Annotated in this window: 38 protein-coding genes, 1 tRNA gene and 1 pseudogene; 25 read left to right on the forward strand and 15 right to left on the reverse strand. The window is 71.5% G+C overall.

Annotated features, from left to right (window positions below; translation table 11 throughout):
* The first annotated feature begins 203 nt into the window (after positions 1-203).
* From C8E97_RS35075 to C8E97_RS33755, 4 genes and pseudogenes are all read left to right on the forward strand, one after another.
* Positions 204-365: a hypothetical protein gene (locus C8E97_RS35075; protein ID WP_170212190.1), complete on the forward strand. Its 162-nt coding sequence runs from the start codon at positions 204-206 to the stop codon at positions 363-365.
* Positions 366-372: 7 nt separating this feature from the next.
* Positions 373-699, forward strand: a pseudogene (locus C8E97_RS36915) (Gp37-like protein); the annotation flags it as partial.
* Between the two features lie 112 nt (positions 700-811).
* Complete coding sequence (locus tag C8E97_RS36920) at positions 812-1276, forward strand: Gp37-like protein (protein WP_170212191.1); 465 nt, start codon at positions 812-814, stop codon at positions 1274-1276.
* A gap of 422 nt (positions 1277-1698) precedes the next feature.
* Positions 1699-2070, forward strand: a complete 372-nt coding sequence (locus C8E97_RS33755; RefSeq protein ID WP_121012994.1) for a hypothetical protein — start codon at positions 1699-1701, stop codon at positions 2068-2070.
* Between the two features lie 3 nt (positions 2071-2073).
* On the opposite strand, the gene C8E97_RS35085 is transcribed toward C8E97_RS33755, so the two are convergent.
* The gene (locus C8E97_RS35085) at positions 2074-2235 is read right to left on the reverse strand and encodes a hypothetical protein (protein ID WP_170212192.1); all 162 of its coding nucleotides are present in this window, start codon (positions 2233-2235) and stop codon (positions 2074-2076) included.
* Positions 2236-2664: 429 nt separating this feature from the next.
* Complete coding sequence (locus C8E97_RS33760) at positions 2665-2976, reverse strand: hypothetical protein (protein ID WP_147455313.1); 312 nt, start codon at positions 2974-2976, stop codon at positions 2665-2667.
* A 115-nt stretch (positions 2977-3091) separates the two neighbouring features.
* On the opposite strand from C8E97_RS33760, the gene C8E97_RS34195 reads away from it, so the two are divergent.
* Positions 3092-4309, forward strand: coding sequence for a hypothetical protein (locus C8E97_RS34195; RefSeq protein WP_147455314.1), 1218 nt, complete (start codon positions 3092-3094; stop codon positions 4307-4309).
* A gap of 78 nt (positions 4310-4387) precedes the next feature.
* On the opposite strand, the gene C8E97_RS33775 is transcribed toward C8E97_RS34195, so the two are convergent.
* From C8E97_RS33775 to C8E97_RS36925, 9 genes are all read right to left on the reverse strand, one after another.
* The gene (locus C8E97_RS33775) at positions 4388-4696 is read right to left on the reverse strand and encodes a hypothetical protein (RefSeq protein WP_121012976.1); all 309 of its coding nucleotides are present in this window, start codon (positions 4694-4696) and stop codon (positions 4388-4390) included.
* Between the two features lie 144 nt (positions 4697-4840).
* A complete protein-coding gene (locus C8E97_RS33780) occupies positions 4841-5068 on the reverse strand; it encodes a hypothetical protein (protein WP_121012978.1) in 228 nt (75 codons plus the stop codon).
* Complete coding sequence (locus C8E97_RS33785) at positions 5068-5724, reverse strand: hypothetical protein (RefSeq protein ID WP_121012980.1); 657 nt, start codon at positions 5722-5724, stop codon at positions 5068-5070. The genes C8E97_RS33780 and C8E97_RS33785 overlap by 1 nt, the downstream gene beginning before the upstream one ends.
* On the reverse strand, positions 5721-6980 hold the full coding sequence (locus tag C8E97_RS35090; RefSeq protein WP_170212187.1) for a hypothetical protein: 1260 nt from the start codon (positions 6978-6980) through the stop codon (positions 5721-5723). Before C8E97_RS35090 ends, C8E97_RS33785 begins: the two co-directional genes overlap by 4 nt.
* Positions 6977-7126 carry a hypothetical protein gene (locus C8E97_RS35095; protein ID WP_170212193.1) on the reverse strand — a complete coding sequence of 50 codons (150 nt, stop codon included), beginning with the start codon at positions 7124-7126 and terminating at the stop codon, positions 6977-6979. The genes C8E97_RS35090 and C8E97_RS35095 overlap by 4 nt, the downstream gene beginning before the upstream one ends.
* 67 nt (positions 7127-7193) lie before the next feature.
* Positions 7194-7361: a hypothetical protein gene (locus tag C8E97_RS35100; protein ID WP_170212188.1), complete on the reverse strand. Its 168-nt coding sequence runs from the start codon at positions 7359-7361 to the stop codon at positions 7194-7196.
* A 203-nt stretch (positions 7362-7564) separates the two neighbouring features.
* Positions 7565-7702, reverse strand: a complete 138-nt coding sequence (locus C8E97_RS35105; protein ID WP_170212189.1) for a hypothetical protein — start codon at positions 7700-7702, stop codon at positions 7565-7567.
* A 132-nt stretch (positions 7703-7834) separates the two neighbouring features.
* Positions 7835-8224, reverse strand: coding sequence for a hypothetical protein (locus tag C8E97_RS33795; RefSeq protein WP_121012984.1), 390 nt, complete (start codon positions 8222-8224; stop codon positions 7835-7837).
* A gap of 395 nt (positions 8225-8619) precedes the next feature.
* On the reverse strand, positions 8620-9024 hold the full coding sequence (locus C8E97_RS36925) for a hypothetical protein (RefSeq protein ID WP_484336687.1): 405 nt from the start codon (positions 9022-9024) through the stop codon (positions 8620-8622).
* 563 nt (positions 9025-9587) lie between these two features.
* Between C8E97_RS36925 and C8E97_RS33805 the strand changes: the two genes are divergently transcribed.
* On the forward strand, positions 9588-10403 hold the full coding sequence (locus tag C8E97_RS33805; protein ID WP_121012988.1) for a helix-turn-helix domain-containing protein: 816 nt from the start codon (positions 9588-9590) through the stop codon (positions 10401-10403).
* Between the two features lie 6 nt (positions 10404-10409).
* Positions 10410-10592 (forward strand): DUF397 domain-containing protein, encoded by a 183-nt coding sequence (locus C8E97_RS33810; RefSeq protein WP_121012990.1) that lies wholly within the window; start codon positions 10410-10412, stop codon positions 10590-10592.
* A 183-nt stretch (positions 10593-10775) separates the two neighbouring features.
* Here C8E97_RS33810 and C8E97_RS35115 read toward each other — a convergent pair.
* The 4 genes from C8E97_RS35115 to C8E97_RS33825 form a co-directional block, all read right to left on the reverse strand.
* Positions 10776-10855, reverse strand: a tRNA-Lys gene (locus C8E97_RS35115).
* Between the two features lie 95 nt (positions 10856-10950).
* The gene (locus C8E97_RS33815) at positions 10951-12264 is read right to left on the reverse strand and encodes a tyrosine-type recombinase/integrase (protein WP_170212195.1); all 1314 of its coding nucleotides are present in this window, start codon (positions 12262-12264) and stop codon (positions 10951-10953) included.
* Between the two features lie 234 nt (positions 12265-12498).
* Complete coding sequence (locus C8E97_RS33820) at positions 12499-12828, reverse strand: hypothetical protein (protein WP_121013006.1); 330 nt, start codon at positions 12826-12828, stop codon at positions 12499-12501.
* A 126-nt stretch (positions 12829-12954) separates the two neighbouring features.
* Positions 12955-13398, reverse strand: coding sequence for a helix-turn-helix domain-containing protein (locus C8E97_RS33825; protein ID WP_121013008.1), 444 nt, complete (start codon positions 13396-13398; stop codon positions 12955-12957).
* Between the two features lie 181 nt (positions 13399-13579).
* On the opposite strand from C8E97_RS33825, the gene C8E97_RS33830 reads away from it, so the two are divergent.
* The 18 genes from C8E97_RS33830 (at position 13580) to C8E97_RS33915 (ending at position 22605) form a co-directional block, all read left to right on the forward strand.
* Positions 13580-13813, forward strand: coding sequence for a helix-turn-helix domain-containing protein (locus C8E97_RS33830; RefSeq protein WP_147455315.1), 234 nt, complete (start codon positions 13580-13582; stop codon positions 13811-13813).
* A complete protein-coding gene (locus C8E97_RS33835; RefSeq protein ID WP_211347323.1) occupies positions 13810-14073 on the forward strand; it encodes a DNA-binding protein in 264 nt (87 codons plus the stop codon). The genes C8E97_RS33830 and C8E97_RS33835 overlap by 4 nt, the downstream gene beginning before the upstream one ends.
* Positions 14074-14123: 50 nt before the next feature.
* Positions 14124-14681: a hypothetical protein gene (locus tag C8E97_RS33840; RefSeq protein WP_147455316.1), complete on the forward strand. Its 558-nt coding sequence runs from the start codon at positions 14124-14126 to the stop codon at positions 14679-14681.
* A complete protein-coding gene (locus tag C8E97_RS33845) occupies positions 14681-15535 on the forward strand; it encodes a ribonuclease D (protein ID WP_121013014.1) in 855 nt (284 codons plus the stop codon). Before C8E97_RS33840 ends, C8E97_RS33845 begins: the two co-directional genes overlap by 1 nt.
* A complete protein-coding gene (locus tag C8E97_RS33850) occupies positions 15535-15945 on the forward strand; it encodes a hypothetical protein (RefSeq protein WP_121013016.1) in 411 nt (136 codons plus the stop codon). Before C8E97_RS33845 ends, C8E97_RS33850 begins: the two co-directional genes overlap by 1 nt.
* A gap of 2 nt (positions 15946-15947) precedes the next feature.
* Complete coding sequence (locus C8E97_RS33855) at positions 15948-16481, forward strand: hypothetical protein (protein ID WP_121013018.1); 534 nt, start codon at positions 15948-15950, stop codon at positions 16479-16481.
* Complete coding sequence (locus C8E97_RS33860) at positions 16478-16675, forward strand: hypothetical protein (RefSeq protein WP_121013020.1); 198 nt, start codon at positions 16478-16480, stop codon at positions 16673-16675. Before C8E97_RS33855 ends, C8E97_RS33860 begins: the two co-directional genes overlap by 4 nt.
* Positions 16676-16679: 4 nt before the next feature.
* Positions 16680-17567, forward strand: a complete 888-nt coding sequence (locus C8E97_RS33865) for a DUF2637 domain-containing protein (protein WP_170212196.1) — start codon at positions 16680-16682, stop codon at positions 17565-17567.
* The gene (locus tag C8E97_RS33870; RefSeq protein WP_121013024.1) at positions 17560-17997 is read left to right on the forward strand and encodes a DUF6292 family protein; all 438 of its coding nucleotides are present in this window, start codon (positions 17560-17562) and stop codon (positions 17995-17997) included. Before C8E97_RS33865 ends, C8E97_RS33870 begins: the two co-directional genes overlap by 8 nt.
* Positions 17997-18239: a hypothetical protein gene (locus C8E97_RS33875; protein WP_121013026.1), complete on the forward strand. Its 243-nt coding sequence runs from the start codon at positions 17997-17999 to the stop codon at positions 18237-18239. Before C8E97_RS33870 ends, C8E97_RS33875 begins: the two co-directional genes overlap by 1 nt.
* A gap of 238 nt (positions 18240-18477) precedes the next feature.
* Positions 18478-18810, forward strand: a complete 333-nt coding sequence (locus tag C8E97_RS33880) for a hypothetical protein (protein ID WP_121013028.1) — start codon at positions 18478-18480, stop codon at positions 18808-18810.
* Complete coding sequence (locus tag C8E97_RS33885) at positions 18810-19862, forward strand: HNH endonuclease (protein WP_170212197.1); 1053 nt, start codon at positions 18810-18812, stop codon at positions 19860-19862. The genes C8E97_RS33880 and C8E97_RS33885 overlap by 1 nt, the downstream gene beginning before the upstream one ends.
* Positions 19859-20539 carry a hypothetical protein gene (locus C8E97_RS33890; protein WP_121013030.1) on the forward strand — a complete coding sequence of 227 codons (681 nt, stop codon included), beginning with the start codon at positions 19859-19861 and terminating at the stop codon, positions 20537-20539. Before C8E97_RS33885 ends, C8E97_RS33890 begins: the two co-directional genes overlap by 4 nt.
* Positions 20540-20556: 17 nt before the next feature.
* The gene (locus C8E97_RS33895) at positions 20557-20988 is read left to right on the forward strand and encodes a hypothetical protein (protein WP_121013032.1); all 432 of its coding nucleotides are present in this window, start codon (positions 20557-20559) and stop codon (positions 20986-20988) included.
* A complete protein-coding gene (locus tag C8E97_RS33900) occupies positions 20985-21713 on the forward strand; it encodes a hypothetical protein (protein ID WP_121013034.1) in 729 nt (242 codons plus the stop codon). The genes C8E97_RS33895 and C8E97_RS33900 overlap by 4 nt, the downstream gene beginning before the upstream one ends.
* Positions 21710-21907 (forward strand): thioredoxin domain-containing protein, encoded by a 198-nt coding sequence (locus C8E97_RS33905; protein WP_121013036.1) that lies wholly within the window; start codon positions 21710-21712, stop codon positions 21905-21907. Before C8E97_RS33900 ends, C8E97_RS33905 begins: the two co-directional genes overlap by 4 nt.
* Positions 21898-22146, forward strand: coding sequence for a hypothetical protein (locus tag C8E97_RS33910; RefSeq protein ID WP_121013038.1), 249 nt, complete (start codon positions 21898-21900; stop codon positions 22144-22146). Before C8E97_RS33905 ends, C8E97_RS33910 begins: the two co-directional genes overlap by 10 nt.
* Positions 22147-22413: 267 nt before the next feature.
* Positions 22414-22605 (forward strand): HNH endonuclease, encoded by a 192-nt coding sequence (locus C8E97_RS33915; protein WP_121013040.1) that lies wholly within the window; start codon positions 22414-22416, stop codon positions 22603-22605.
* The last annotated feature ends 55 nt before the right edge of the window (positions 22606-22660 follow it).

Raw genomic sequence — 22660 nt, forward strand, 5'->3', positions numbered from 1 at the left:
CTCGGAAGTGTTCGCCGACGTGTCGATCGACAACGTCGGCGACGTCCCGTCGTGGCCTGTGTGGACGATCACCGGACCGGGACACGGCCTGACACTGCGGAACCTGACCACCGGCCGGGTCCTTGTCGCTGCCCTCGGCCGCGCTCGCGGCGGGGCAAGACGCTGAACCATCGACACCGGCCCCGGCGCGCAAGAGCATCCGGGTGGGCACCGCCAACTGGTTCGGGCGAGATCACCACGACCAGCAGCCTGTGGTCGCTGGCCAAGGGATCAACGTCATCCGGGTCGAGCTGGGCGCCGCCGCCGTCGACAGCTCCTCGGTGAGCCTGGCCTACCGACGCGAATTACAAGGTGGTGTGACGTGAGCGACGAGTGGAAGGTCTACGTCCGCACGCCCGCGCTGCGCCGCGAGGCCGAGGTCGACGACTACGCGCAGCTGACACCTACACGCGCCACCGCGACGTACGGCACCTGGGCGGATGGAGATCGACGGCCGCTCACCCAAACGCCGGGCTGCTGGTGCGGCCCGGCTGGGGGATCGAGGTCGTCCGCAACGGTGCCACGGTGTTCTCCGGACCGATGCGCCGGCCGGAACGACAGGTCGACGAGACCGGGAACGCGGTACGCATCACCGGGTGGGACGACATGGTCTGGTTGCGCCACCGCCTGGTGCACCCCGAGCCCACCACGCCCGCCCGCCGTACTCGACCAGCGACTACGACGTGCGCACCGGCCACTGCTCGGCCGTGCTGCTCTACTACGTCAACCGCAACGCCGCCAGCGGCGCGTTGTCGCCCCGCGCGTACCCGGCTTGCAGATCGCCGCCGACCCGGTGGCCGGTACCACGGTCACCGGCCGCGGCCGGTGGCAGCAGTTGCTGCCGTTCCTCCAGGATCTGGCGATCGCCGGCGGGGACATCGGGTTCCGCGTCCGGCAGGACGGCGCAGCCCTGGTCTTCGAGGTGTTCCGGCCCAGGGACCTGTCGTCCCGGATCAAGCTGTCCACCGAGCTGGGCACGCTCGCCAGGTACGAGTACCGATTTCCCAGCCGGCCGCGAACTTCTTCGTCGTGGGCGGCAGCGGAGAGGGCACCGCCCGCACCGTCCGCGAGGCCAGGACGCCGCGTCCATCGCCGCCGGCTGGCCGCGCATCGAGCGATGGGTGGACCGGCGCGACACCTCCGACACCGGTGTGCTCGACAGGAGATCCGCGCGCAGGTGCTGTCCGAGGCGGGCGAGGTGTCCTGGGCATCACCCCGGTCGACCTGGAGCACATGACCTACCTCACCGACTACGGCGTCGGCGACCACCGTGGTCCACGGTGGTCGACGAGATCACCCTGACGAGGTCATCCGCGAGGCGCGCGTCCAGCTGCGCCCCGACGGGGTGACCATCGCGCCGTCGATCGCACTCCCTCCTCCACCCCATGCCCACCTGCTGCCGCGCGTTCCGCGCGCTGCACGACCTCGACGGACGGCTGTCCCAAACTGGAACGGAGGTGAGCACGATGGCGGTCCCCGCGCACACCACTCGCCCGTTCGACAACGGCCCCGGCGCCAACGTCTCGGAGGACACCTGGCGGCGGTTCATGAACTACATGCTCGGCCGCTCCGCGCCGGGCCACGGTGTCCTGCGCGGCGTCGGCAACACCCTGGAGGTCTACGCCGACGGCTCCGGGATGCAGGTCAAGATCCGGACCGGTGAGGCGTGGATCGGCGGGACACTGGGGCGAGGTCGTCTCCGAGCTGACCCTGCCCATCGCCACCGCGCACGGCACGCTGCCCCGCCGAGACCGGGTCGTCGCGCGCACGGCCTACGGCGACAACCGGATCGAGTTCGACGTCCTGGAGGGCACGGCGGCCGAGTCGCCGTCCGCGCCGGGTGTGACGATCGACGGCACGCGGTGGGAGGTCCCGCTAGCCGTGGTCGACGTCCCCGCGCTGGACACGGTGATCGGGGCCACCCAGGTCGGCGACTCCCGCCGCTACGTCGAGGACAGCGAGCTGACCGCGCGGCTCACCGCCGACGTGACCCGCAACAACACACCGCGTTCGTCGACCTCGCCGGGATGACGATCAACGCGTCCGGCATGGCCTACTACCTGGTCGACAGCTGCTGGAGTACAGCTCCTCGACCACGGCCGACGTGAAGTTCGCCTTGAACGTGCCCACCGGCACCCAGGGCCGGATCACCGGCACCACGTTGGACATCGCCACGGGCACCAGCCTGGCGGGCACCTACACGTCGGCTCCGCCGAGGCCGCGGTCGGGATCGCTGGCCACGGCGCCGGCCGTCGGCACCAGGCTCGTCGCGCGGGTCACCGGCTGGATTCTCACCCCGGACGCCGCGAGCGGGAGGCAGCCGGTTGACGGTGACGCCCCAGTTCGGACAGCTCGCCGCGGACCCCACGAACACCGTCCTTCACACCGGCTCCTGGTTCTCGCTGACCCGGTGGCGCGTGACCTGACCGGACACACACCGACGGAGCGCACCGGGATGACCGGCCGAGGCGTGCCTGCGTCCCGGAACCACCCAGGTGCGCACGTCGACTGTGGTTGCGACACCACGATCCGAATTGGAGCGGCCGTGGGGCCCCGAAAATTCCTGTTCCGCCGCGATCGCGGCGGCACCGCAGACGGCGATCCTGGCCTACCTGGTGATCCTGATCAAGCAGGTTTATGGGGCACGTCACGGTCGACCGCGGTGACTACCGCGCCGACCTGGACGCCGCGGAGGAACGACACGCCGCGGAGATGACGCGGCTGCGCGACGCGTACAGCGCGGACCTCAGCGCCGTGCGGGAAAGCGCGGCGGCCGACGTCGCGGCCGTGCGCGCCGAGCTGGCCGAGGTGCGGCAGCGGCTGACCGACGTCTACGCCCAGTTGGATCAGGAGCGCCGCGCCCGCTGGCGGGCCGGAGGACGTCGCCGCCGAGGTCCGCCGATCCGCCGTGACCACAACCGATCCCGAGGCGGGCACGCCGCCTCATCCACTTGGGAGGTGACCTCCTTGGCTCCTTACTCCAGTGACCGCCCGGCCCCGCCGTTCTTCATCGTCGTGCACACCGGCGAAGGCATCCTCGACCGGTTTCGACATGGCGGCCTACCTGGACGACAACAGCGAGGCGTCCGCGCACGCCGCCGGGACGCGGGCGGTGTCGTCGGTCCGCCTCGTGCCCTACGCCCGTGCCGCGTGGACCGCCGGCGAGACGGCCAACAGCTACGGGTTGCACATCGAGCTGTGCGCGTTCGCGGCCATGAGCCGTGAGCAGTGGTTGTCCAGGGACGACGTGGACGTGTGGGTGCCGTGGATTCGCAACGGGGACGGGTCGCGCGGTGCGTGGCGGCGCGTCCGCTCGCCACTGTCCATGCTGCGCCACGCCGCCGAGTGGGCCCGCGACCGCTGTCGCGAGTTCGACATCACCGTCCGCAAGATCACCGCCGCCGATCTGCGCCGCGACGTGGACGGGCATCTGCGGCCACGCCGACACCAGCGCGGCGTGGGGCGAGACCGACCACACCGACCCCGGCCCCGGCTTCCCGTGGCCCGAGTTCATCGCCCTCGTGCAGGGCGACGACGTCAAGGAGGACGACGTGCCTTTGGCAACCGAGATCGTTATGGCGAGGTGAGCGCGGCTGGGCAAGGCCAGCGACGCGCTCACCTCGGCGGAGGCGCAGGCGACGGAGGCCGCGCGCCACGGCGCGGCGACGCGCCAGGTGCTCACGGCGATGGCGGCGCAGGTGGCCGCGATCGCGGACCGGCGCGACGTGACGCCGGACGAGCTGGAGCGCATCACCACGCGGCGGTGCGCGCGGCCCAGCAGGAGCAGACCGCCGAGCTGCTGGCCGCGCTGGACGGACGCCTGCCCGACCTGTTGGACGAGGCGGTGCTGGCCGAGGAGCTGGCGCGGCGGGGTGTCGGCGGCGCGTCCGTCGAGCAGGTCCGCGAGGCAGTGCGCGAGGTACTGCGTCGGGGCGTTGAGGTGGTGTGTCCGCGTGACCGCACCCGCTCCAGACCGGACGCCGCTGCGGGGCATCGCGCGGCGGCTCGCCGTGGGCCTGGCGGTGCTCGGCGGCGCGGTGTCCGGGCTGGCCACGGTGGCGCGATCACCGCCGAGCAGTCCGGCGCGCTCCAGGCCGTGCTGACCACCACGGCCGCCCTCGGCGCGGCCGTCACCTCCGCGCTCGCCGCGCTCGGCGTCGCCCGCCGCGGCGAGCCGCTGGTCACCCCGATGCACGATCCGCGCGACGATGCCGGCCGCCGCCTGGTGCCCGTCGACGCGGGCACGGACGGTGGGCGCTCCGCGCCGTGACCCGAGCAACGACGAGGCCCCGCACCGCCCACCCGTGAGGGTGGCGGTGCGGGGCCTCGTCGTCTCGTCGAACCCCTATCAGCAACGGGACGAGTAGACGCCACCACAGGTTGCCGACGACTGCGAGTCCGCCGCCACCCAGACGACGACCCCCAACGCCACGACCACCGTCGGGACGATGATCAGCGTCCAGACCAGGATGCGGCGGATCGAGTGCAGCAGCACCACCTGTTCGGTCATGGCCTGAGCCACCGCCTGATCCACCGACGACGACCGGATGCGGTGCAGCGACGCCTTGACGTAGTCGCTGTGCCAAGTCGGGCCGGTCGTCGCCTTGCTCGTCGACGGGTCGAACGCGATCGGCATCGGAGCCTGCGGCTCGGACATGCTGTGGCCTCCTCGTGGGTACTGGAGATGACGTCGGGGTGACGGCAGTCCGCGTTACGAACTGCTTCGGCTCGCCGCCGCCAGCGCGCGGACTGCCGCCGGTACGGCGAGCCGATCGGGGTAGGGCACGTTCGATTCGCGAGGTCAGATGATGATGACGTGTGCGGTTTCTCCACCGCGGCGCAGCAGGATCTGGTCGCCGACGACGCTGGCCTCGTAGAGGAGCTTGCCGTACCCGACCATCCGCCGGACCGCTTCGGTCATGGTGATGCCCTCGCGGTCGACGATCATCTGGAGCGCCTGTTCGGTGGCCGGGCTGATGTTGACGCTGAGCCGGGTGGGCTTGTCGACCGGGTTGTCCCCCGTGCGCATCACGTACGGCTGCGCGGGCTGATCCCGGTGTGCACGATCACCGCGCCCGCGTTCTCGTGCTCACGGCCGGCCTCGAACATCCGTACCAGGGAGATCAGCGCCGATGGGACCGCCCACGCGCGGCGGGTGCTCAGCGCGTCGTCGACGCACCGGCTCAGTACCGTGCGGCCGAGGGTGCCGTGCACGCTCGCCGTCGTCAGCAGGACGGCGCAGATTTCCTCCACTGGCCCGATGCGAACCGATGAGCCTCCCGATCCCCGCACCGACCAGGACACTCCGGGCCGCTCGGGCTCGGTCGCGTCGCCGAGCTGCATCACGTGCCCCTGGCGCAGTACGGCCCATGCGCGGCAGCCACCACGCCAGGCGGCGTCGATCATCGGGCCGCCGCCGGAGGTGACCACCACCAGATCCACCGGCGCGTGACCGGCGGCGGCCACCGCCTGTGCCGTCTCCGCCACGGCGGTCTCCGCTCCGCTGTCGACACCGACCTGCGCGCCCGTGCGCGCCGCGAACTGCGCGGCCTGGCGCGCACTCGGGTCGGCGCGGGCTCCGTCGGTGACGGCGACCGCCCACCGGTCACCGGTCACGGCCCGCTCGGCGGCGGTGACGAGCATCGGAGCGGTGCCCTGCTCGTGCGCCTCGTAGATCCCGATCATCCGTGCACCTCTCCGGGCTGCTCGTCCTCGGCGAGGCCGAGGGACTGTCGGATAAGCGCGGCGGCCGTCCGGCACGCCGCGGCCCGCTCGCGCCCGTCGGGCTGGTGGTCCAGCGACCGGGCGAGCGTGTCGAGCAGATCCGCCTCGTCGGCGGCCGGGCCGCCGGTCTGCTGGTAGATCGCGTCCGCGAGGTCGCACTGGCGCACGGCCGCGGCGTGCTCGCCGAGGCCCTGGAGCGCGAGAGCGATGCTGTGGTGGGCGTAGGCGGTGCCGGTCGGCACGCCGAGGCGGGCTCGGACCGCCAGCTCGCGCCGCGCCAGCTTCAGCCCCTGGTGGCAGTCGCCCCGCGCGGTGCGCATCCGGCTCAGGGCGGCCAGCGCGACGGCCTGGCCCATCGCGCTGGCCGTCTCCTCGGCCAGGTGGAGCGCCCCGGTGAGGTCGCGGTCGGCCTCACCATGCCGCCCCTGGTCGCGCCGGACCAAGGCGCGCTGCACCAGCGCCTCCTGGCGGCGGACGGGGTCGAGATCGTCCGCCGCCAGGACCAGCTGGAGGTCGGTGAGCGCGGGCACGTGCTGCCCCAGGCGACGGGCGGTGTCCGCGCGCCGCAGCCGCAGGTGCAGCTGCGCGCCGCGGTCGCCGACGGCCTCCGCGGCGTCGATGCCCACCGACTCGGCGTCCAGCCGCAGCGGCCACACCTCGCGGTGCCGCAGCGTCACGTGCCGGCTCGCCGACGCCAGCGCGATGATCACCTCGTGCCGACCGGCCACGCCCGCGGTCTGCTGCACGACGGCCAGCGTCGGCTGGAGGACACCCAGCCACGTCACCGCCTCATGCCACTCCGCCGCGAACGGCAACGGCACGCCGCCCGGTACAGGTCCCAGGTCGAGCGTGAGCCGTGCGGTCGCGGGGAACAGGATCTCGTCGGCGGCCAGCGCCGCGTGCGCGTACCACCGCATCATGTCCACGTCGGACCAGTCGTAGGGGTCGCGCGCGAACTCGGCCGCCATCATCGGGTGCCGGTCCAGGTACTCGCTGATGGCCGCGACCATCAGCGACGTGATGTTGGGCCGGTCGAAGTAGGCGATCTCCCAACCGGAGCGACGACCACCGCTCATCGTCAGCAGGTACCGCCAGCCGCTCGGACCCGCGCCGTCACGTGCGTACTCCACCGCCTCCAGCCGCACGTCGCCGACGTCACGCCGGGCGATCCGGACCGGCTCCTCGGCATGGGACGGCCCGCTCGGTCGCCACGTCACGAGCCCACACCCCCCTCCTGCTCGATGCTGTCGTCGGCGTCGTCCCCGACCTCGACGTCCGCACACCCACTGCGTAACCGCTCGCACAACTGAAGGTGCGCGCTGCCGAACTCCCAGCGGCTCACGGTTTCCTCGATCTTTCCCACAGTCTCTCCATCCTCAGTGGACAGTCATAACCACAGGGCCCCTGCACCACCGCCTACGCGATGTCGGCTACTTGCCGGGCCGGTCGGTGTCGTCCTTGTCCTTGTTCTTGGCAGCGTCGACGGGGCACCCGGTACCCCGCTCGACCCGGCCGGGGTCGGTGGAGAGGTCGCGGACGATCCCGCGCAGCGCCTGCTCCACCCACCACGCCTCCCACTCGTCCCTCTCGTCGCCCATTGGTTCCCTTTCGCACAGATCATCGGCGCTCCCACGGTGTTCTCACCGCACGCAGGGGGGCGGATGCCCCCTCCGGGGTCTGGCACGGAGGGGGCACCGCCTACGCCCCCGGTCGGGACTCGGGGGCGTAGGGCGTGCGCGCCGCGCCCCTGGCTGCGCACGCCATACCGGACCGCCGAGGAGGCGGGCGGCCCGCAGCAGCTTCAGCGGCTCGACGCGCCGGCGTCGCCGTCACCGGCCGGGTCGGACTCGGCCAGGTACCGTTCCAGCAGCTCGGTGGTCTCCTCGTCCAGCCCCTGCGCGGGTCTGGGGTCGTCGTCAGCCAGTCGCCATCCCGCCATCGTCTGTCCTCTCTGGATAGTGAGCGGGCTGTGTCCGCCCCTTCGAGGGGAGGCGGGGCGGGCACAGCCGGTGTGCGCGACGGGCGCGCACACCCTCACGAGCCGACGCGGGCCGGCCCGGAGATCACGGGGTCAGGGCACGCCGCCCGCGCGCTCCCGGTTCACGCCGACGGCCTCTGCCGAGGCGGAGACGTCGACCACCACGCCGTCCACCTGGAGCGGCGGCAGGACCAGCATCCGACGCGACATCACCTCGCACAGTCGCGCGAAGGCGCGCGCCTCGCCCGACAGCTCCTCCAACAGCTCGGCCGCAGCGTGCGCCGGGATGTCGTTGCCCAGCAGCCGCACGAACACGTTCGTCAGGGCCGACATCTGCTCGCGGATCACCGCGAGGTCGTCGTCCGTGACCCGCTCGTACCGGCTGGTCTGCCGGGCCGCCATCACGTCGCTCATGCCGCCCACCGCCCGGCGGGCGCGCCGGGCGCGGCAACCCAGCTCGGACGGCGGCCGAACCTCCACCACTCGACAAGATCATCCAGAGCGTTGATCAGCGGGCGGACCATCACGCCGCCTGCCTGTGCTGGCCCGCGCCGGCCACCCAAGCGTGACGCGGTCGACTGGGGGTGCCCGCGCTCGGGCGAGCACCCCCGCCCAGCACTGCGGCACGGTCATGTTGGCGCGTGTCGCAGTGGGGTCGCAGGGCTTCACGGGCGCGCCGCTCAACCTCGGCGTCCAGGCGAGCAGCGGCGCGCCGCGCAACCTCAGCGCGCCAGAGTGCAGCGTCGCGCCGCTCAGCCTCGGCGCTCAGAAGTACAGCGTCGCGCCGCGCGTCGCGCCGCGCGCTGGCCTGGTGCACGCCAAGAAGGATGAGCCCGCAAACGGCGAGGCAGCCCAGGATGTACAACACGAATTGCCATTCAAACGACATGACGGTTCTCCTGACCGACGAGTCGGGGATGAACTGAGAGGGGCCGCAGCAGCGCGAGCAGGTCGCGCACCGACAGTCCGCACAGCTGGGCCAGCGGAGCGATCGCCGCAGCTGGCAACACGACCTCGTGCGATGCCCTTAGGGCAGCCGTGGCGGACACCCAGGCGCGCAGAGGTTGCAGAGCGTCACTACCAGCGAGCGACCGGGCGTCGAGCGAAATGGAGCCGTACGGTCTGATGTCCAGGTCGCGGATTACTCGCTTGATGATGTCTTCGTGGTCGACTTCCAGCACCCAGCTCAACACAGTGAGTCGCCACGACGAAATTTCGCGACGGCCGGTCTCGACCGCTTCGAGCGTACGAGCGGTAAATGGGGTCTCGATGAGATCCTTCACCGCCCGAGCGACGTCTGGTCGCGTGAGGCCGCGCGCGGTCCGGCACTCTTGCAGAACTGCACCCAGTGCTCGCCGATAGCGCATCTCGTCTTGATGCACGTCCCGCCCCCGGATCAGTCGCACTCGGACTTGCCTGGTCACGCCGTAGCTAGCCCCCCGGCCACCACAGCTTGAGAAGGTTGCAGCGTCAATCAGTTTCGCGTCGCGGTCAACCCTCATTCGCAATCTGACCCAGTAGCAAGAAACGCGGAAAGTTGAAGATTTAAGCAGTCTGTCCAAATGAGATCCATTGGCACGACGCGTAACGAGCACGTTACCGAGAAGAGTCCGTCCAACCGGGTGCACGGACCAGACCGCCCGACACGAAAGGGTTGACCGCGCCGGTTTCATCGGCCACGGAGGAAGAGCCATGATCGAATGCGCCACGCGGCCCTCCTCTCCGAGGATCACGCCCCGACGTGAGACCATCTCCGTCTGCAAGGCTTCGAACCTTGCGCAAGTTTGAGGCAGCGCGTGCAAGTGTGCAAGTTCCATCCGGGTGAATCGAGAAGAGTCGGAGCACCATGAGCCAGGCCAAAGCGGCAGGTCTCGGCGCGCAGCTGCGCGCCCTGCGGAAGTCCCGCAAGACCTCGATGAAGACGATCGCAAGCAAGTTGGGCTGGAGTGAGTCCAAGGTGTCCCGCATGGAGACCGGTCTCAGGACGGTGGAGTCGGAGGAGGTGGCCGCGTACCTCGCACTGCTGGGCGTCACCGGAGCCGAACGCGAACGGCTGATGGCAATGGCGAGGACCCCGACCGAGCCAGCGTGGCTGGAGACGATCACTGGCCTGCCCGAGAGTTCGATCACGCTGGCGACGTGGGAGTCCCAGGCGCGCTCGCTCACGGACTGGTCGCCGCTGCTGATTCCGGGGCTGCTTCAGACGATGGAGTACGGGCGGGCGTACATGCTCGCCGATCGCATCCCCGAGGCCGAGGTGGGCGTTCGCCTGATGGCACGCCAACACCGCCAGCAGGTGCTCGACCGGATCGACTACACGGCCATCGTTGACGAAACCGTGTTGCACCGACGCGTTGGCAGCGACAGAGTTCGCCGTAACCAGTTGCGCCACCTGCTCGACGTCGCGCACGAGCGTACCGGCGTCTCCATACGCGTCATCTCTGTCAGAGCTGAGGCACATGCTGGTCTGGTGAGCCCCTGGTTGCTCCTGGAGTTCGAAGAGAAACCACCTATGGTCCACATCGAATTGAGCAGGTCAGCCGTGTTCTTCGCAGAACCCGCCCAGACCGACACCTACGTGGCCACGCGCGCCCAGCTTCTTGCGCTTGCGATGGATGAGGGAGACTCGCTGAGGGTGATCGAGCACGCCCTGAGGGAGTGAGGTCCTATGGCACAGCCTGCGCCGTCCGGATGGCGGCGATCCAGCCGCAGCGGGTCGGAGTCGAACTGCGTCGAGATCAAGAGCGGCTTCGGCCTGCTGCGGGACTCCAAGCACCCTGAGGTTGAGCTGCCCATCCACCCGGCCGCGCTGCGTGCGTTCCTGCGCAGCGTGGGTCAGGCCGGCAGCTGACCGTGTCGTGGCTCGCGCCCCGCGGATGGTGGGCGCGAGCCACGACGCTCCGGTAGGCGCGGCGCCCTACGGCCGGTTGGTCCAGGGTCGCACTTCTGCACCACCGCTCACGCATCGCTCACGCAACGGCCCTCCCCGGCCCTGAAAGGGCTGGGGAGGGCCTTGTTCTTGCAGGTCAGAGGGTGGGCCGCCAGGGGCTCGAACCCTGAACCAACGGATTAAAAGTCAGGCCGGGTTCGTGTTGGCCTGTCCAACTGCGGCCCTCTAAATCCTGCAAAATCCCAGCTTGACGGCGGTTCGAGTCCCACCCCGTCCCGCCTCGTCCGTCCGCATCCCAGGGCGTCCGCTCACGCACCGCTCACGCACCGCTCACGCGTTTTGCCGTGCCCGTACGCGGGATCGCCGCAGCTGTAGCCTCGGCAGCCTTGATCGCCAGGTGCGGAAACACGCTGGTGTAGGTGTCGAGCGTCAGCGTGATGCTTGAGTGCCCCAGGGTCTCCTGGACGATCTTCGGCTCGACGCCAGCCGCGAGCATCACGGATGCGGCAGTGTGCCGGAGATCGTGGAGGCGCACTGGCGGAAGACCCGCCGCAGCCACCTGACGCTCGTGTCGGTCGGTCACCCACTCCGGTACGAGCGGCGCTCCGTCTTCGCGGGTGAACAGCCGGCCGCTGTCCTTGTCCTGCCACGCGGCGCCCCACTGCATCCGGGCCTGCCGCTGTCGCTGCTGGTGCTTGCGCAGGACTCGAACCGTCTCGGCATCCAACCCGATCACGCGGTGACTCCTGGCGCTCTTAGGTCTGCTCGCCTTGACCACGCTGCCCAGCATCACCAGCTGCTCGTGGATGCTGAGTGACGCCGACTTGGCGTCGAAGTCGGTGTGTCGCACCCCGCACGCCTCGCCGCGGCGCAGGCCCCGGTAGACGAACAGGTGCCACATCGCGTACAGGGGATCATCGGCCAGGTGGTCGAGGTACACACCAGCTTGTGCTGGAGTCCACACCATGACCGGGCTCGGTCGGTCTCCTGTCGCGCGCCACTGACGTACCCGCTCGTCGGTCCACACCAATGCCGGTGGCCGCTTACCGTGTTCCAGCTCCACCCACTTGGCCGGGTTGAAGTGCGTGACCGGATCGTCGCGAATCAGGTCGTTGAGGGCCTTTCGGAGCGTGGCTCGGATGCGCTGTTGAGTCGCTGGCCCGGTGATTCTCCGAAAGGGGGGCAGCGCCTCCAACTCCGCGCGGATGGCCCGGCGTTCAGAGCGGTCACGGGTTGCGGCAAGCCGCGAACGCGCCTCTCGGCGTAGGGCGTTACCTTCCTCGATCTCCTCGTTGCGTTCGTCGATCATCGTAAACATGTGATCAAGTTGGGCGACCGTGAGGCGGTCACGCCGTATGTGTCCGATAGCGGGATTGATGTGCACACGGATATGACTTTCATAGCTTCGCCTGGTGGTTTCACGCAGGCTTTTCCGTCCTGCAATCCATGCCGATAGAGCATCGCCAAGCGTCTCAGTGGTGTGCAACGTCGCACCACCTCGCCTAAAACGAGCCGCCGTTTCTTCGAAGTCAGGAATTGGCAACTTCGCCTTAGAAGCGGTGGACAGCAATGCAACGATACGCTCCACTCCCTCGTTGTCCCCTTCGTCGGGAATGCCAAGCAGTGCCCGCACCTTGTCGAGGTCGTTGGACGCCTTTTCACTGGACGCGTATCCACTACGGGAAAAGTTTCTACGCTCACCGGTTTTCGGATGGTTCGGCAGTTCTTGCCGGAGACTCCAGGTACCGTGCCGCTTACCGTTCAGCTTCGGACACCTTTTACCGAGCGGCTTCTTCGTTTCCGGATCACGACAATAGCATCTTCTGTGAATAGAACCTCTCATTGCCACCCTTTCCGACAAAGGTCATCAGTTGTTGTCGACGCGGCTGAGGTGCCGCCGACGTGGCACGTCGTTGACGGCCCGGCGCAGTTCCGTCGCCCCTTCAAGAGTGCGTTCCAGGTTATTGATCCGTGCCATTACCAGCGCTGCGTACTCCTCCACTCGGCGGGTCATGTAATCGCGCACCAGCACGGCGATCAGCGCGACCCACGACACCGCAGTCACCGTCCGGACGAGACCGGCGACGGGCAACGGGAACAGGCCGACGCCGGAGTGCAGGATGGCCCGCAGGTCGACCAGGTAAGCGACCGTGAGCAGGCCGGTGGCGAGCGCGACGACGGAACGCAGAGTGAGCAAAGCCCCTCCCAGTGCAGCAGTCTCCGCAACATTGCGGTCTAACGTCCCGCCTATCCCCGCCGCATGATGACCCGTTACGCCCTAGGGGAGTACGGCCTTCCGGTCCACTCGATCAGCCGACACGGACTAGTGCAGTCCCGACGCTCCGTGTGCCTCGTCACCCTCGGCGTCCAGCTCGGCCCGCAGCTCTGCCAACGCCGCCTCGAACGCCGGGCGGCCGAACGCGGCACGCACGGCCCGAAGCATCTTGAGAGCCTGAGCGGTCGACACGGGATCACTGACCATCGGCCGTGGCGTTCCGGCACGGTTAGGCGGATCACCCTCCAAGGCCGTGGCGTGCCGACCTTCCAGCACGGCCTCCACACTGTTCGGAGCCCAGAGCATCCCGCGTTCGTAGCGGCGCAGTGTTCTCGGCCAGTACTTCTCGCGGCGCGCGGACTCGATCGACTGGACGGTGTCCAGGCTGACGCCCCCACGGGCTGCGACGTCAGCTTGCGACCAGCCGTGGTGGTTGCGGCGGTCGACGGCCAACTTGGCCAACCGACGCCAGGCCGCCAGGTCATAGTCCATGACTGCTCATAGTGCCGGATTCAGCCCGGTTGGTCCAGGCGGGATCAGGCGGCATCAGGCGGGAAACCGTAGCCACTGACCTGCTGTTACTCCGTTAGAGTCCGCCCAAACGGGCCGGATCAGGTGGAATCAGGCAGGTTCAGGCTTGAAGCCCGCCTGATTCCGCCCTATCGTGTGACCCATGCCTCGCACCACCACACGAACGAATGGCGTGGCCATCCGCACGATCCGCGTCCTCAGCGGCCTCAGCGTCCGCGATGTGGTCGCTCGGCTGGATGACCTGGGCGTCTCGGCACACCCCGACCACATCCGCAACCTGGAGACGGGCGCCCGCAAGGGCTCGCGCGAGGAGCTGGTGGCCGCTCTCGCCACCGTCCTCGACGTGCCGTTCGAGACGATCGCGTCAATCCGATGACCGCCCCGCTCAAACGTTCGATGACGCTGGCCGAACTGGTCACGCTGCCGACCGTGGTGTCCCTGGACACGGCGAACGTTGCGCTCGGGTTGAGCCGATCCCGCGGCTACGACCTGGCCAGGACGGGCGACTACCCGGTGCGGGTCTTGCGGGTCGGCCGCGGGTACCGCGTCGCGACCACCGACCTGTGGCAGGCGCTCGGCGTGCCGATGCCGGACCTCAGCCCCGCTGCACAAGAAGGAAGCCGTTCGCCCGCATAGCGAACGGCTTCCACGACCACGATGAGAAAGGCCCTCTCGTGACCGAACACATGATCTCAGATTCATCGGCGAACCGCTGGTTCGTCCCGCAGCTGCCGCCAGTGCCGTCGGCGCACCAGGCGGACGACCGTCCGGTGGACCTGGCGGACCCGGTGGAGCGGTTGTTGCACGCGTTCCTCGGCCGCGGCGCGCGGTTCGCGTTGGCGGGTGCGGTGTCGGAGTGGATGGACCTGCCCGACTCGGTGCGGGCGGTGTTGCCGCAGCGGGTGGTGGCGGCGCAGGACCAGGTGGTCGCGGCGCTGCGGGTGGGTGCGGCGGAGGAGCCGCCGGTGGAGGCGGTGGCCGAGGGCGGCGCGGCGTACCTGTGGGCGGTGCCGTGCCTGGACTGCGGGGCCGAGGCGGAGCGGGCGTGCATGGGGGTTCCGTCGGCGCTGCACGTGCACACGGCAAGGTTGTTCGCGGTGCTGTTGGTCGCGGTGTCGGACGCGCCGGCGGTGTGCGCGCTGGTGGAGAGCGCCTACCGGAAGGTGTTGGCGCACCCGGTGCCGGTGTCGGCCGCCGTGGTGGAGCTGGCCGAGCGGGGCGACGTCGCGGGTGGTGACCGGTGATGGCGTTGCCCAAGTGGAAGTTGCAGCTCGCGGAGCGGATGCGCGCGGCGGAGGCGTCGATCCGGGCCGCGTTGGACGGCGGCGCGTTAGTGGCGCTGGCGGAGGCTGACCGGGCGCTGGCGGAGGTCACGGAGGCGCTGGCCGCGCGGACCTCGGACGAGGTGACGCGGTCGCTGCTGACGCGCGGTGCGGGCGCGATGCGCGCCCGCGCGGCGGCGGTCGAGGCGACCGCGGCCGGCTACGCGGGCGAGGCGGGCGGCGAGGGCCAGGGCGACGAGGACGAGCCCGCCGGCGGAGAGCCGACGTCGACGGCGGCGCCGGTGACGGTGACGGCCGGACCTGCGGAGGATCGCTCTGAAGCCGGTGCCGCGGCGGGTGCGATGCCTCCCGCGTCACCGGCCGCCGGTGATCCGTCCTCGTCGGTTCCCGAGGGGGCCGCGTCCGAGGCCGACGTGACGGAGGAGACGTCCGAGGCCGGGCCGGTCGATCCGGTGGTGGAGGCGCAGGAGGCGGCCCGGCAGATCATGCTGGTGCACTCCGCGTGCCCGAGGCCCGAGGATCTGCGGGCGCTGGAGTCGGCCGCCGAGGTGCTGGCCGACGAGGTGGACGACTACAGCGACACCCTCACGGCGATCCGGACGGACCTCGGGCTGCCGGACCTGCCGCACGAGATGCCCCACGCGGCCCGACGTACCACGACGCGCGCCGAGGTGGCCGCGTTCGCGGACCGGATGTGGGCCCTGCCCGACGAGATCGCCGAGGTGCTGGGGCTGCCGGTGGGCGTCGGAACCGAGGAGGTCCTGGCCGCGGTGCGCGACCTGAAGGCCCAGGCTGCCGGCGCGAAGGGCGGGTGATGGCCGTGCGCGCCGTGCTGCGCCTGGTGGTCGACGTCGCCGAGGTCGTCGCGGCCTGGTTGCACCTCGTGGTGTGGACCACCGCCGCGATGGGCCTGGTCCTGCTCGCCGGTGTCGCCGGTGCCGTCGTGGGCGGCCCGGCGCTGGGCGGCTTGCTGGTCGGCGCGCTGTCGGTCTGCGTCGTCGTCACCCTGCTCACCCTGCTCGCCGCCCTGCACATCCGCACACCCTGGAGAACGAGTCCGCTCATGCCCACCACCCATCCCCGCGCCGTGCGCCGGGCCGCCGCGGCGGTGTTCGCGGCGCTGCTGCTGCTCGCCCTGCTGGTCGGCTGCCGAGGCCCCGGCGGGCCGCGTCCCGCCGGTGTGTCCGCCGAGGTCGTCATCACCGGGGCGGTGATGGTCAAGTGACGATGGACCGGACCCGTGACCGGGTGGACGTGATGCTGTCCGCGTTGGTGCTGCACGTCCCCTGCCTGGACGACCCGCGGCACTGCGCCGAGTGCGGCGCGCCCGTGCCGGACGACGACGCCCGCCGGCGGCACCTGCTGGCGGCGATGCTCACCACGGTGGTGGACAGCGTCGCCGCGGACTGGCCCGCGCCGGTCGCCGACGCCGTGGCCGCAGCCCGCGCGCTGGACCACCCCGCCGTGCGCACCGTGCTCGCCTCGCACGACGCGATGCGCGAGGAGGTCCGCGTGGCGCTGATCGCCTACCAGGCGTTGGAGGACCTGCACCGCCAGGTGGTGGCCGAGGCCCGGCTGACGCGCGCGGTGCGCGACGACGCGATGGACGAGCTGGCGCGCGTCCGGGTCCGGCTGCGGGTCCTGCTCGGCCTGGACGGCGACGGCCTGGACGTCGGCGCGGTCACGCTGCCCGAACTGCTCGACCGCGTCGCCGAGCACGTCACCGGCGGCCGGGGCGCTCGCCCGGAGGACACCCGATGAACGACCTGGCGCTGGGCGCGCTGGCGGTGGTGCTGCTCGTCCTGGCGGGGCTGACGGTGCTGGCGATGGCCGCCGCCAACATCGCCGGCCAGTGCCGGCGGGACGAGTTCGGGCGGCCGGGCCGGACCGGGCCGTCGCCCGCGCGGGACCTAAGGGACCTGGCCGATGGCGGGCGGGTGCCCGATGTCCGGTGACCCGATGCGACCCGGTCGCGCCCGGCAGGTGGCCGATGGCTGGTCGGGGCCTGGCTGGCTGGTGTGGCTGCTGGCCACCCCGGTCATCGGCTCCGCCGTGGTGCTGTCGTTCGCCGGGCTCGCGGAACTGGCCCGCGCGTGCCGGATCGCGGGCTGGCTGGTCTACCTGTGGCCGGTCAGCCTGGACGCCACCGGTGTGGTAGCCACGCTGATCTGGCTGGACCGCCGCGCCCCGACCGACGCCCGCCGTGCGGCGCGGCTGTTGGCGCTGGCCGCCATCGCATTGTCCATCGGGGGCAACAGCCTGTGGCACTGGCTGGTCGCGCGTGGCTACCAGCCCGAGGTGTGGGTGCAGATGGCCGTCGGCGCGGTCCCGCCGATGGTGCTCGCCGCGACGCTGCACGTGTTGCAGCTCGCGGCGCGCCGCCAGGTCCGCCCCGACCAGCCAACCGACCAGCCCGATCGGTCAACCGGCCAGCCGTCCGACCGGGCACCGGGCTGGGCCGGGCGCGTGGTGGTCACCACCGCCGCCCCACCCCGCCCGTCGGCCGTGGTCGAACTTCCGCCGGTCGTCGTGGCCGGGCTGCCGGTCGACCCGATCGGCCACCCGGTCAGCGACCCGACCACCCGGCCCGCGCGGGTGCTGGCCGAGCGCCTGGCCGTGATCAACCAACCCAACCGGCCACCAACCAGTGCGCTGGCCGGTCGGCGCGGCGCGTGGCGCGACCTGGTCGCCCCCGCCCGAGCGATCGTCACCGACCAGCCGGGCATCGGCCGCCACGCCCTGGCCCAAGCGCTGTCCGCGCGCCTGGGCCAAACCATCCCCGCCAGCCAGGCCCGCAAGGTACTCGACCACCTGGCCGCTATCACCGAGGAGCCCTCCCTTGTCTGACCACACCTCCCTCACACACGCGGGCTACGTCGCCGCGGTCGTGGCGGCGCTGCCCGTGCCGATCGCCTACGTCTCGACCCGCCTGGTGCTGCCCGAACAGCCGCGACTGGCGGCCGTGCTGCTGCGCTCGCCCGCGGCGACCCCGCAGGACCTGACGGCGGTACCGCAGGTCTGGCTGTGCTGGACCGAGGTGTCGGGGTGGTCGCTGGGCACCGACCCGGACGGCCGGTCGGGGCTGGAGCGGGTGCGCTGGGCCCACCTGGGTGTGCTGCCGGACCCGGTCGAGGTCGGGCAGTGGGTGGACGACCAGATGAGCAGCCGGCCCGCCGCCGGGGCCTACCAGCGGCCGTACTACCGGGTGGTGGACGACGACGCCGCGTTCGAACGGTCGCTGGCCACCTACGCCGAACACGTCGAGCGGGGCGCGTGATGACCGGACCCGAGCACTACCAGCGCGCCGAACGGTTCGCCCGCGACGCCGCCCAGGCCACCGACGCGGCGGAGGAGAGCGTGCTGCTGCGGCACGCCCAGGTGCACGCCACGCTCGCCGCCGCCGCCGCCACCGCGCTGGCCGGCGACCTGTCGGGCCCGAACGCCGCCGAGTGGGCGGCCGTGGCCGCCGCACCCGCAGAGGCTTCCTACGCCCGACGCCGTCAGGCGGACCGACGGTGACCCCCGCCCCGGCCTGACCCGGACACACCACGGCGGCCAGCGCAGAGGAGTACGCGCTGGCCGCCGTTGCACACCCCGATCCATCGGTCCCCAAAGGACCGCCGCCCGCCCGGTAGTCCAGGTGCCACCGCCACGCCGGTGACGCCCGGAGTGCTCGCAGCGAGCACCCGCCCCCGCGCGCCGGGGGCGGACACCCACACCCGTACGGCCGGACCCCGGCCGGGAAGGAGCGCAGCACGTGTACAGCGGACCCTTCCTCGCACGCGCGGCGCGGCTCGTGCTCGACGTCCGCCAGGGCCAGCACGCCCGCCTGGCCGTGCTCGTCGACGTCGGCCGCCACAACCCGGAGCTGCTGCTGGACCTGGTGGTCGAGGTCGCCGGACTGGTCGGGGACGACGTGATCGGCCGCCTGGTCGCCGACGACGCCGCCGACACCCGGCCGGGCACGCTGGCCCAGCTGGTGCACCGCGAGGCGCACCGGCTGCACTGGGCCGGACACCGTGACCCGTGGGTGTGCACGGGCGAGCGGCGTTACCAGGCCGCGCGGGCACGCCGCCGCAGGACCGCCTGATGCCGTACTTCCTCACCAGCGACACCTTCGACAGCGATCCGGTGTGGACTGTCCTCGCCGAGGGCAGGCGAGCGCTGATCGACGCCTTGCAGGCGTCACACCAGCGGCTGATGTCCCGCGCCAGCCACCACACCAGCAACGGCTACCTGGACGAGTCGACCGCGCGGTCGCTGGTCAGCAGCAAAAGGGTCCTAACCCTGCTGACCAAGCCCATCCTGGGCCAACCCGCCAAGCTGCACCGACGCGGCGACGACTGCGACTGCCTCGGCGACGAGTGGATCGACGGCTACACCTACCGCCTGCACGCCTTCCTCCGACGCAACCCCAGCCGCAAGGAGTACGAGCGCAACCGCGCCCAGACCGCAGACCTCCGGGACAGCCGGCTCAAGGCGCTCGTGTTCGAGCGCGACGGCGGATGCTGCCGCTACTGCCGATCCGGGAAGCTGTCCGCCAAGGCAGGCCGCGCCCGTGACCGGCGAAAGTTCCTCCAGTACGACCACGTCGACCCCGACGCCCCGGCCGGGCGCGACGGAGAGAACTTCGTCATCTGCTGTGCGCGCTGCAACGAGTACAAGGGGCACCGCACACCGGACGAGGCAGGGATGAGCCTGCTGCCCGTGCCCACCGACGCCGAACGCGCCGAGTGGGCCGCCCGCGATCCCGCCCTGTTCGACCGCGACGACTGGGCGCACCTGGTCGATCAGCAACCGATCACCGACGAACCACCGACCGAACACGACCACGTCGATGATTCCGACGTTGATCGCGATCCTGATCACGACCACGGTCAACCACCACCCGGTGATCAACCGACCAGCGGACACGCACGCCCTGATCAGGACGAACAGCATCACCATCACCCGACGGCTGATGCCGCGAAGGGTCCGGGATGGGTCGGGCACGCGCTTACACACAGCCCCCAAGCCATCCCCCGCGAGACACAACCGGCCCGCGACAGCTCCGCACCGGACATCTACCACCGCCGATCCCGCGCAGCCCCACCACCGAACCCCCAGCGCAGCCAGCCACCCGGAAGGGAGTTCCCGCCGTGATCCGCCGTCGCCAGCACCACGCCCAGCACACCTACGACCTGTTGCAGGAGCAGGAACACGCGCGTCTGGTGGCGTGCCCGCCACCACCGGAGGGCTGCGGCGCGCCGGTGGGCACCGACTGCGTCCGGCTCTACCGGCGGCCACCGCGCGAGTACGACGACGTCCACCGCACGGCCTGTCCGCCACCGCCCGAGGGCTGCGGCGTCGCGCACGGCGAACAGTGCGTGACGCCACACGGCGGCCGACGCCAAGGCCCCGGTTGTTGGCGTCGGGTCCAGCTCGCCGACGTCGCACACCCGCAGGGCGCGCACCCCGCGCTGCCCGCGCCGACCGCGCCGACCGCGCCGGGCCGTCGGTTGCTGCCGGTGGACCAGGCGCGCCGCGACATCGCCGCCCACGTGCAGCCGTGCGGGTGGTGCCACGGCCGGATCGTGCACGCGACCACCTGCGACGGCGGGTCGACACCGGTCGACGCTGAGCCCTCACCCGCCGGGCGGCTGCTGCTGTCGGTCGACGACCGCGGCGTGCGCTGCCACCCGCTCACGGCCGGCCAGGTCGCGGGCGCGCTCGACCACGGCCACCGGGTGCACACCGCGCACCGCGAGACCTGTCCGCAGGGCACGCGCCCCCACTGGGGCCGAGGTGTCCACGTCTACCCGTCCGCACGCCGGACCTGACCCGAGGAGCGAACCGAGTGGCCACCAAGACACTCGCCATACGACTGGACACCCACCGGTTCACCGCCGTGCTGGCCGACGCCGCCCGCTGCGCGACCTCGTTCGCCACACGGCTGGAGGTCATCGCCCGTGCGGCGGCGGTCCAGCGCGTCGTGCGCGACGGCCGCCGGGGTGACGCCGCCGACCAGTGCCACGCCCGCACCGTCGCCGAGCACCGGGTCGTCGTCGACCCGGTCCGCGTACCGGTCCACATCCACCCCGGACCGCCGCGTGTCGAACGGCCCGCGCCGGCGGCCACCGTGGTGACCGCCGAGCACCAGGCGGCCGAGGTGTCGGGCCCGGCCGGTCGACCAGCCGACCACCTCACCGTCGGAGAGCTGATCGTCGACGCCTACCTGGCCGGGACCGACCGGCTGTGGGGCCTGGCGTTCGGCAGGGGTGGCCGGTGAACGTGGTACCCGACATCGGGTTGTGCATCACCCCGGCGTGTGCACGCCGCCGGCGGGGCGCCCGCGAGGCGCGCCACGGGCTGCGGGTCTGCGGTCGCTGCGCCGACGAGATGCGCGACGCCCTGGTCGAGATCCCGGACCGGTGGGGCGACCTCGACCGGCCCGAGCTGATCGTGCCGCCGGTGCGCGAGCAGGCCGCCCGCGCACCGCGGGGCCAGGCACCCGGCACGCCGCTGAACCTGACGTGGTCGGCGTTGGTCGACGCGCGCACCCGGTGGGTCGAACCGGGAGACCTGATCCACCCCGCCGACGCGCTGGGCGGCTACCGGCACCGCGTCCTGGACACCGCCGCCGGCCGCGCCGTGCCGTACCTCGTCGACGGCGCGGACCTGTTCCACCGCGGGCGCGGGCGCGGGTCCGGCTCGGTGGCCGACATCTGCCGGGCCATCGCCGCGCACGCCGAGCTGGCGCTGCGGCAGGAGTGGGCCGGTCACCTGTGCTGGGCGGTGCGCCTGGTGCGCGATCAGCTGCGCGCGCTCACCGGCGGACCGCGCCCGGCCCGCCCGATCGGCTGGTGCCCAGAGCTGTTCGACGACGGCAGCTGGTGCGGCTACCCACTGTGGTACCCGGTCGCCGGTGACCTGGAGTGCGGCGGCTGCGGCGGGGTCTGGCCGCGCCGCGACTGGCTGCGCCTGGCCGACCAGCAGGGGGTGCGCACCCGATGATCAAGGCCCGACTGCGGCTGCTCGACACCGAGGCCATCGCGCATCACTACGGCGTCGCGCCCGGCACGATCCGCCGATGGGCCAGCGAGGACGGCTGGCACGCGTACGGCACCCGCCGCACCAGGACGTGGGACCTGTCCCAGGCCCAGGCCAGCTACGACAAGCGGCACCCACCGGAGGACCCGTGCACCTGACCATCCGCACCTTCGCCGTGTCGACCGACGGCACGGTCCTGGTGCTCACACCGGAGCAGCACCTGACCTTGATGGGCGTCACGCGCGCGATGGCCGACGCCGTCGACGTGCTGCTCGCCGACCGCGTCACACCCGAGAAGGCGGTCATGGTCGCGCACGCGGCCGAACGGGACGGACGCGACCCGGTTGCGGCAGCACACCACTTCGTGATGCTGCGGCGCACGCTACGCGGCGCATGATCAGCACGCTTGCACGCTGACCAGCACCGAACGTATGGTGTCCCACGTTGGTGCAGTGTCTTCATCGGACGCTGCGCCCCGACCTGCTACCCGTGCCGAGTAGCCGGGGATCGGCTCCCGGCCCGTGCCCCGCACCACTTCGTGGTGCGGGGCACGCGCATGTCCGAGGTGGTGGACGTGGCGCGCTGGCAGGGACGCAAAGGCAGGCCGTGGCGAAGGGTCGTCGCGGCCACGAAGAAGCAACCGCCGGTGTGTCACCGGTGTGGGTTGCAGATCGACATGACGCTGCCGCCCAACCACCGCATGAGCTACACCACCGGACATCGGCGGGCGCGGTCGCGTGGCGGTGTGGCGTCGGTGGCCAACGCCAGGCCCGAGCACCGGAAGTGCAACAGCGGCGCGGGCGACGACAGCCCCGGCCGCCGCACCCAGGCGTTCCGGCGCTCCCAGGAGTGGTGATCACCCGACTGATCGCCCGACCCCCAGGTACAGGCCGCTGACCTGGGCATACGGG

Source organism: Saccharothrix australiensis, assembly GCF_003634935.1.
GTDB lineage: Bacteria > Actinomycetota > Actinomycetes > Mycobacteriales > Pseudonocardiaceae > Actinosynnema > Actinosynnema australiense.

Bases quoted from the DNA above. Each gene is read 5' to 3' on its own strand.
- C8E97_RS33825 (WP_121013008.1), bottom strand. From the start codon at position 13,398: ATGGACTATGACCTGGCGGCCTGGCGTCGGTTGGCCAAGTTGGCCGTC.
- C8E97_RS33865 (WP_170212196.1), top strand. From the start codon at position 16,680: ATGCGACCCGGTCGCGCCCGGCAGGTGGCCGATGGCTGGTCGGGGCCT.
- C8E97_RS33850 (WP_121013016.1), top strand. From the start codon at position 15,535: ATGGCCGTGCGCGCCGTGCTGCGCCTGGTGGTCGACGTCGCCGAGGTC.
- C8E97_RS33805 (WP_121012988.1), top strand. From the start codon at position 9,588: ATGAGCCAGGCCAAAGCGGCAGGTCTCGGCGCGCAGCTGCGCGCCCTG.
- C8E97_RS33885 (WP_170212197.1), top strand. From the start codon at position 18,810: ATGCCGTACTTCCTCACCAGCGACACCTTCGACAGCGATCCGGTGTGG.
- C8E97_RS33830 (WP_147455315.1), top strand. From the start codon at position 13,580: ATGCCTCGCACCACCACACGAACGAATGGCGTGGCCATCCGCACGATC.
- C8E97_RS33860 (WP_121013020.1), top strand. From the start codon at position 16,478: ATGAACGACCTGGCGCTGGGCGCGCTGGCGGTGGTGCTGCTCGTCCTG.
- C8E97_RS35105 (WP_170212189.1), bottom strand. From the start codon at position 7,702: ATGGCGGGATGGCGACTGGCTGACGACGACCCCAGACCCGCGCAGGGG.
- C8E97_RS33905 (WP_121013036.1), top strand. From the start codon at position 21,710: ATGATCAAGGCCCGACTGCGGCTGCTCGACACCGAGGCCATCGCGCAT.
- C8E97_RS33845 (WP_121013014.1), top strand. From the start codon at position 14,681: ATGGCGTTGCCCAAGTGGAAGTTGCAGCTCGCGGAGCGGATGCGCGCG.
- C8E97_RS33840 (WP_147455316.1), top strand. From the start codon at position 14,124: ATGATCTCAGATTCATCGGCGAACCGCTGGTTCGTCCCGCAGCTGCCG.
- C8E97_RS34195 (WP_147455314.1), top strand. From the start codon at position 3,092: ATGGCGGCCTACCTGGACGACAACAGCGAGGCGTCCGCGCACGCCGCC.
- C8E97_RS33810 (WP_121012990.1), top strand. From the start codon at position 10,410: ATGGCACAGCCTGCGCCGTCCGGATGGCGGCGATCCAGCCGCAGCGGG.
- C8E97_RS33780 (WP_121012978.1), bottom strand. From the start codon at position 5,068: ATGCGCACGGGGGACAACCCGGTCGACAAGCCCACCCGGCTCAGCGTC.
- C8E97_RS33855 (WP_121013018.1), top strand. From the start codon at position 15,948: ATGGACCGGACCCGTGACCGGGTGGACGTGATGCTGTCCGCGTTGGTG.
- C8E97_RS35100 (WP_170212188.1), bottom strand. From the start codon at position 7,361: ATGGGCGACGAGAGGGACGAGTGGGAGGCGTGGTGGGTGGAGCAGGCG.
- C8E97_RS33835 (WP_211347323.1), top strand. From the start codon at position 13,810: ATGACCGCCCCGCTCAAACGTTCGATGACGCTGGCCGAACTGGTCACG.
- C8E97_RS33875 (WP_121013026.1), top strand. From the start codon at position 17,997: ATGACCGGACCCGAGCACTACCAGCGCGCCGAACGGTTCGCCCGCGAC.
- C8E97_RS33775 (WP_121012976.1), bottom strand. From the start codon at position 4,696: ATGTCCGAGCCGCAGGCTCCGATGCCGATCGCGTTCGACCCGTCGACG.
- C8E97_RS33785 (WP_121012980.1), bottom strand. From the start codon at position 5,724: ATGATCGGGATCTACGAGGCGCACGAGCAGGGCACCGCTCCGATGCTC.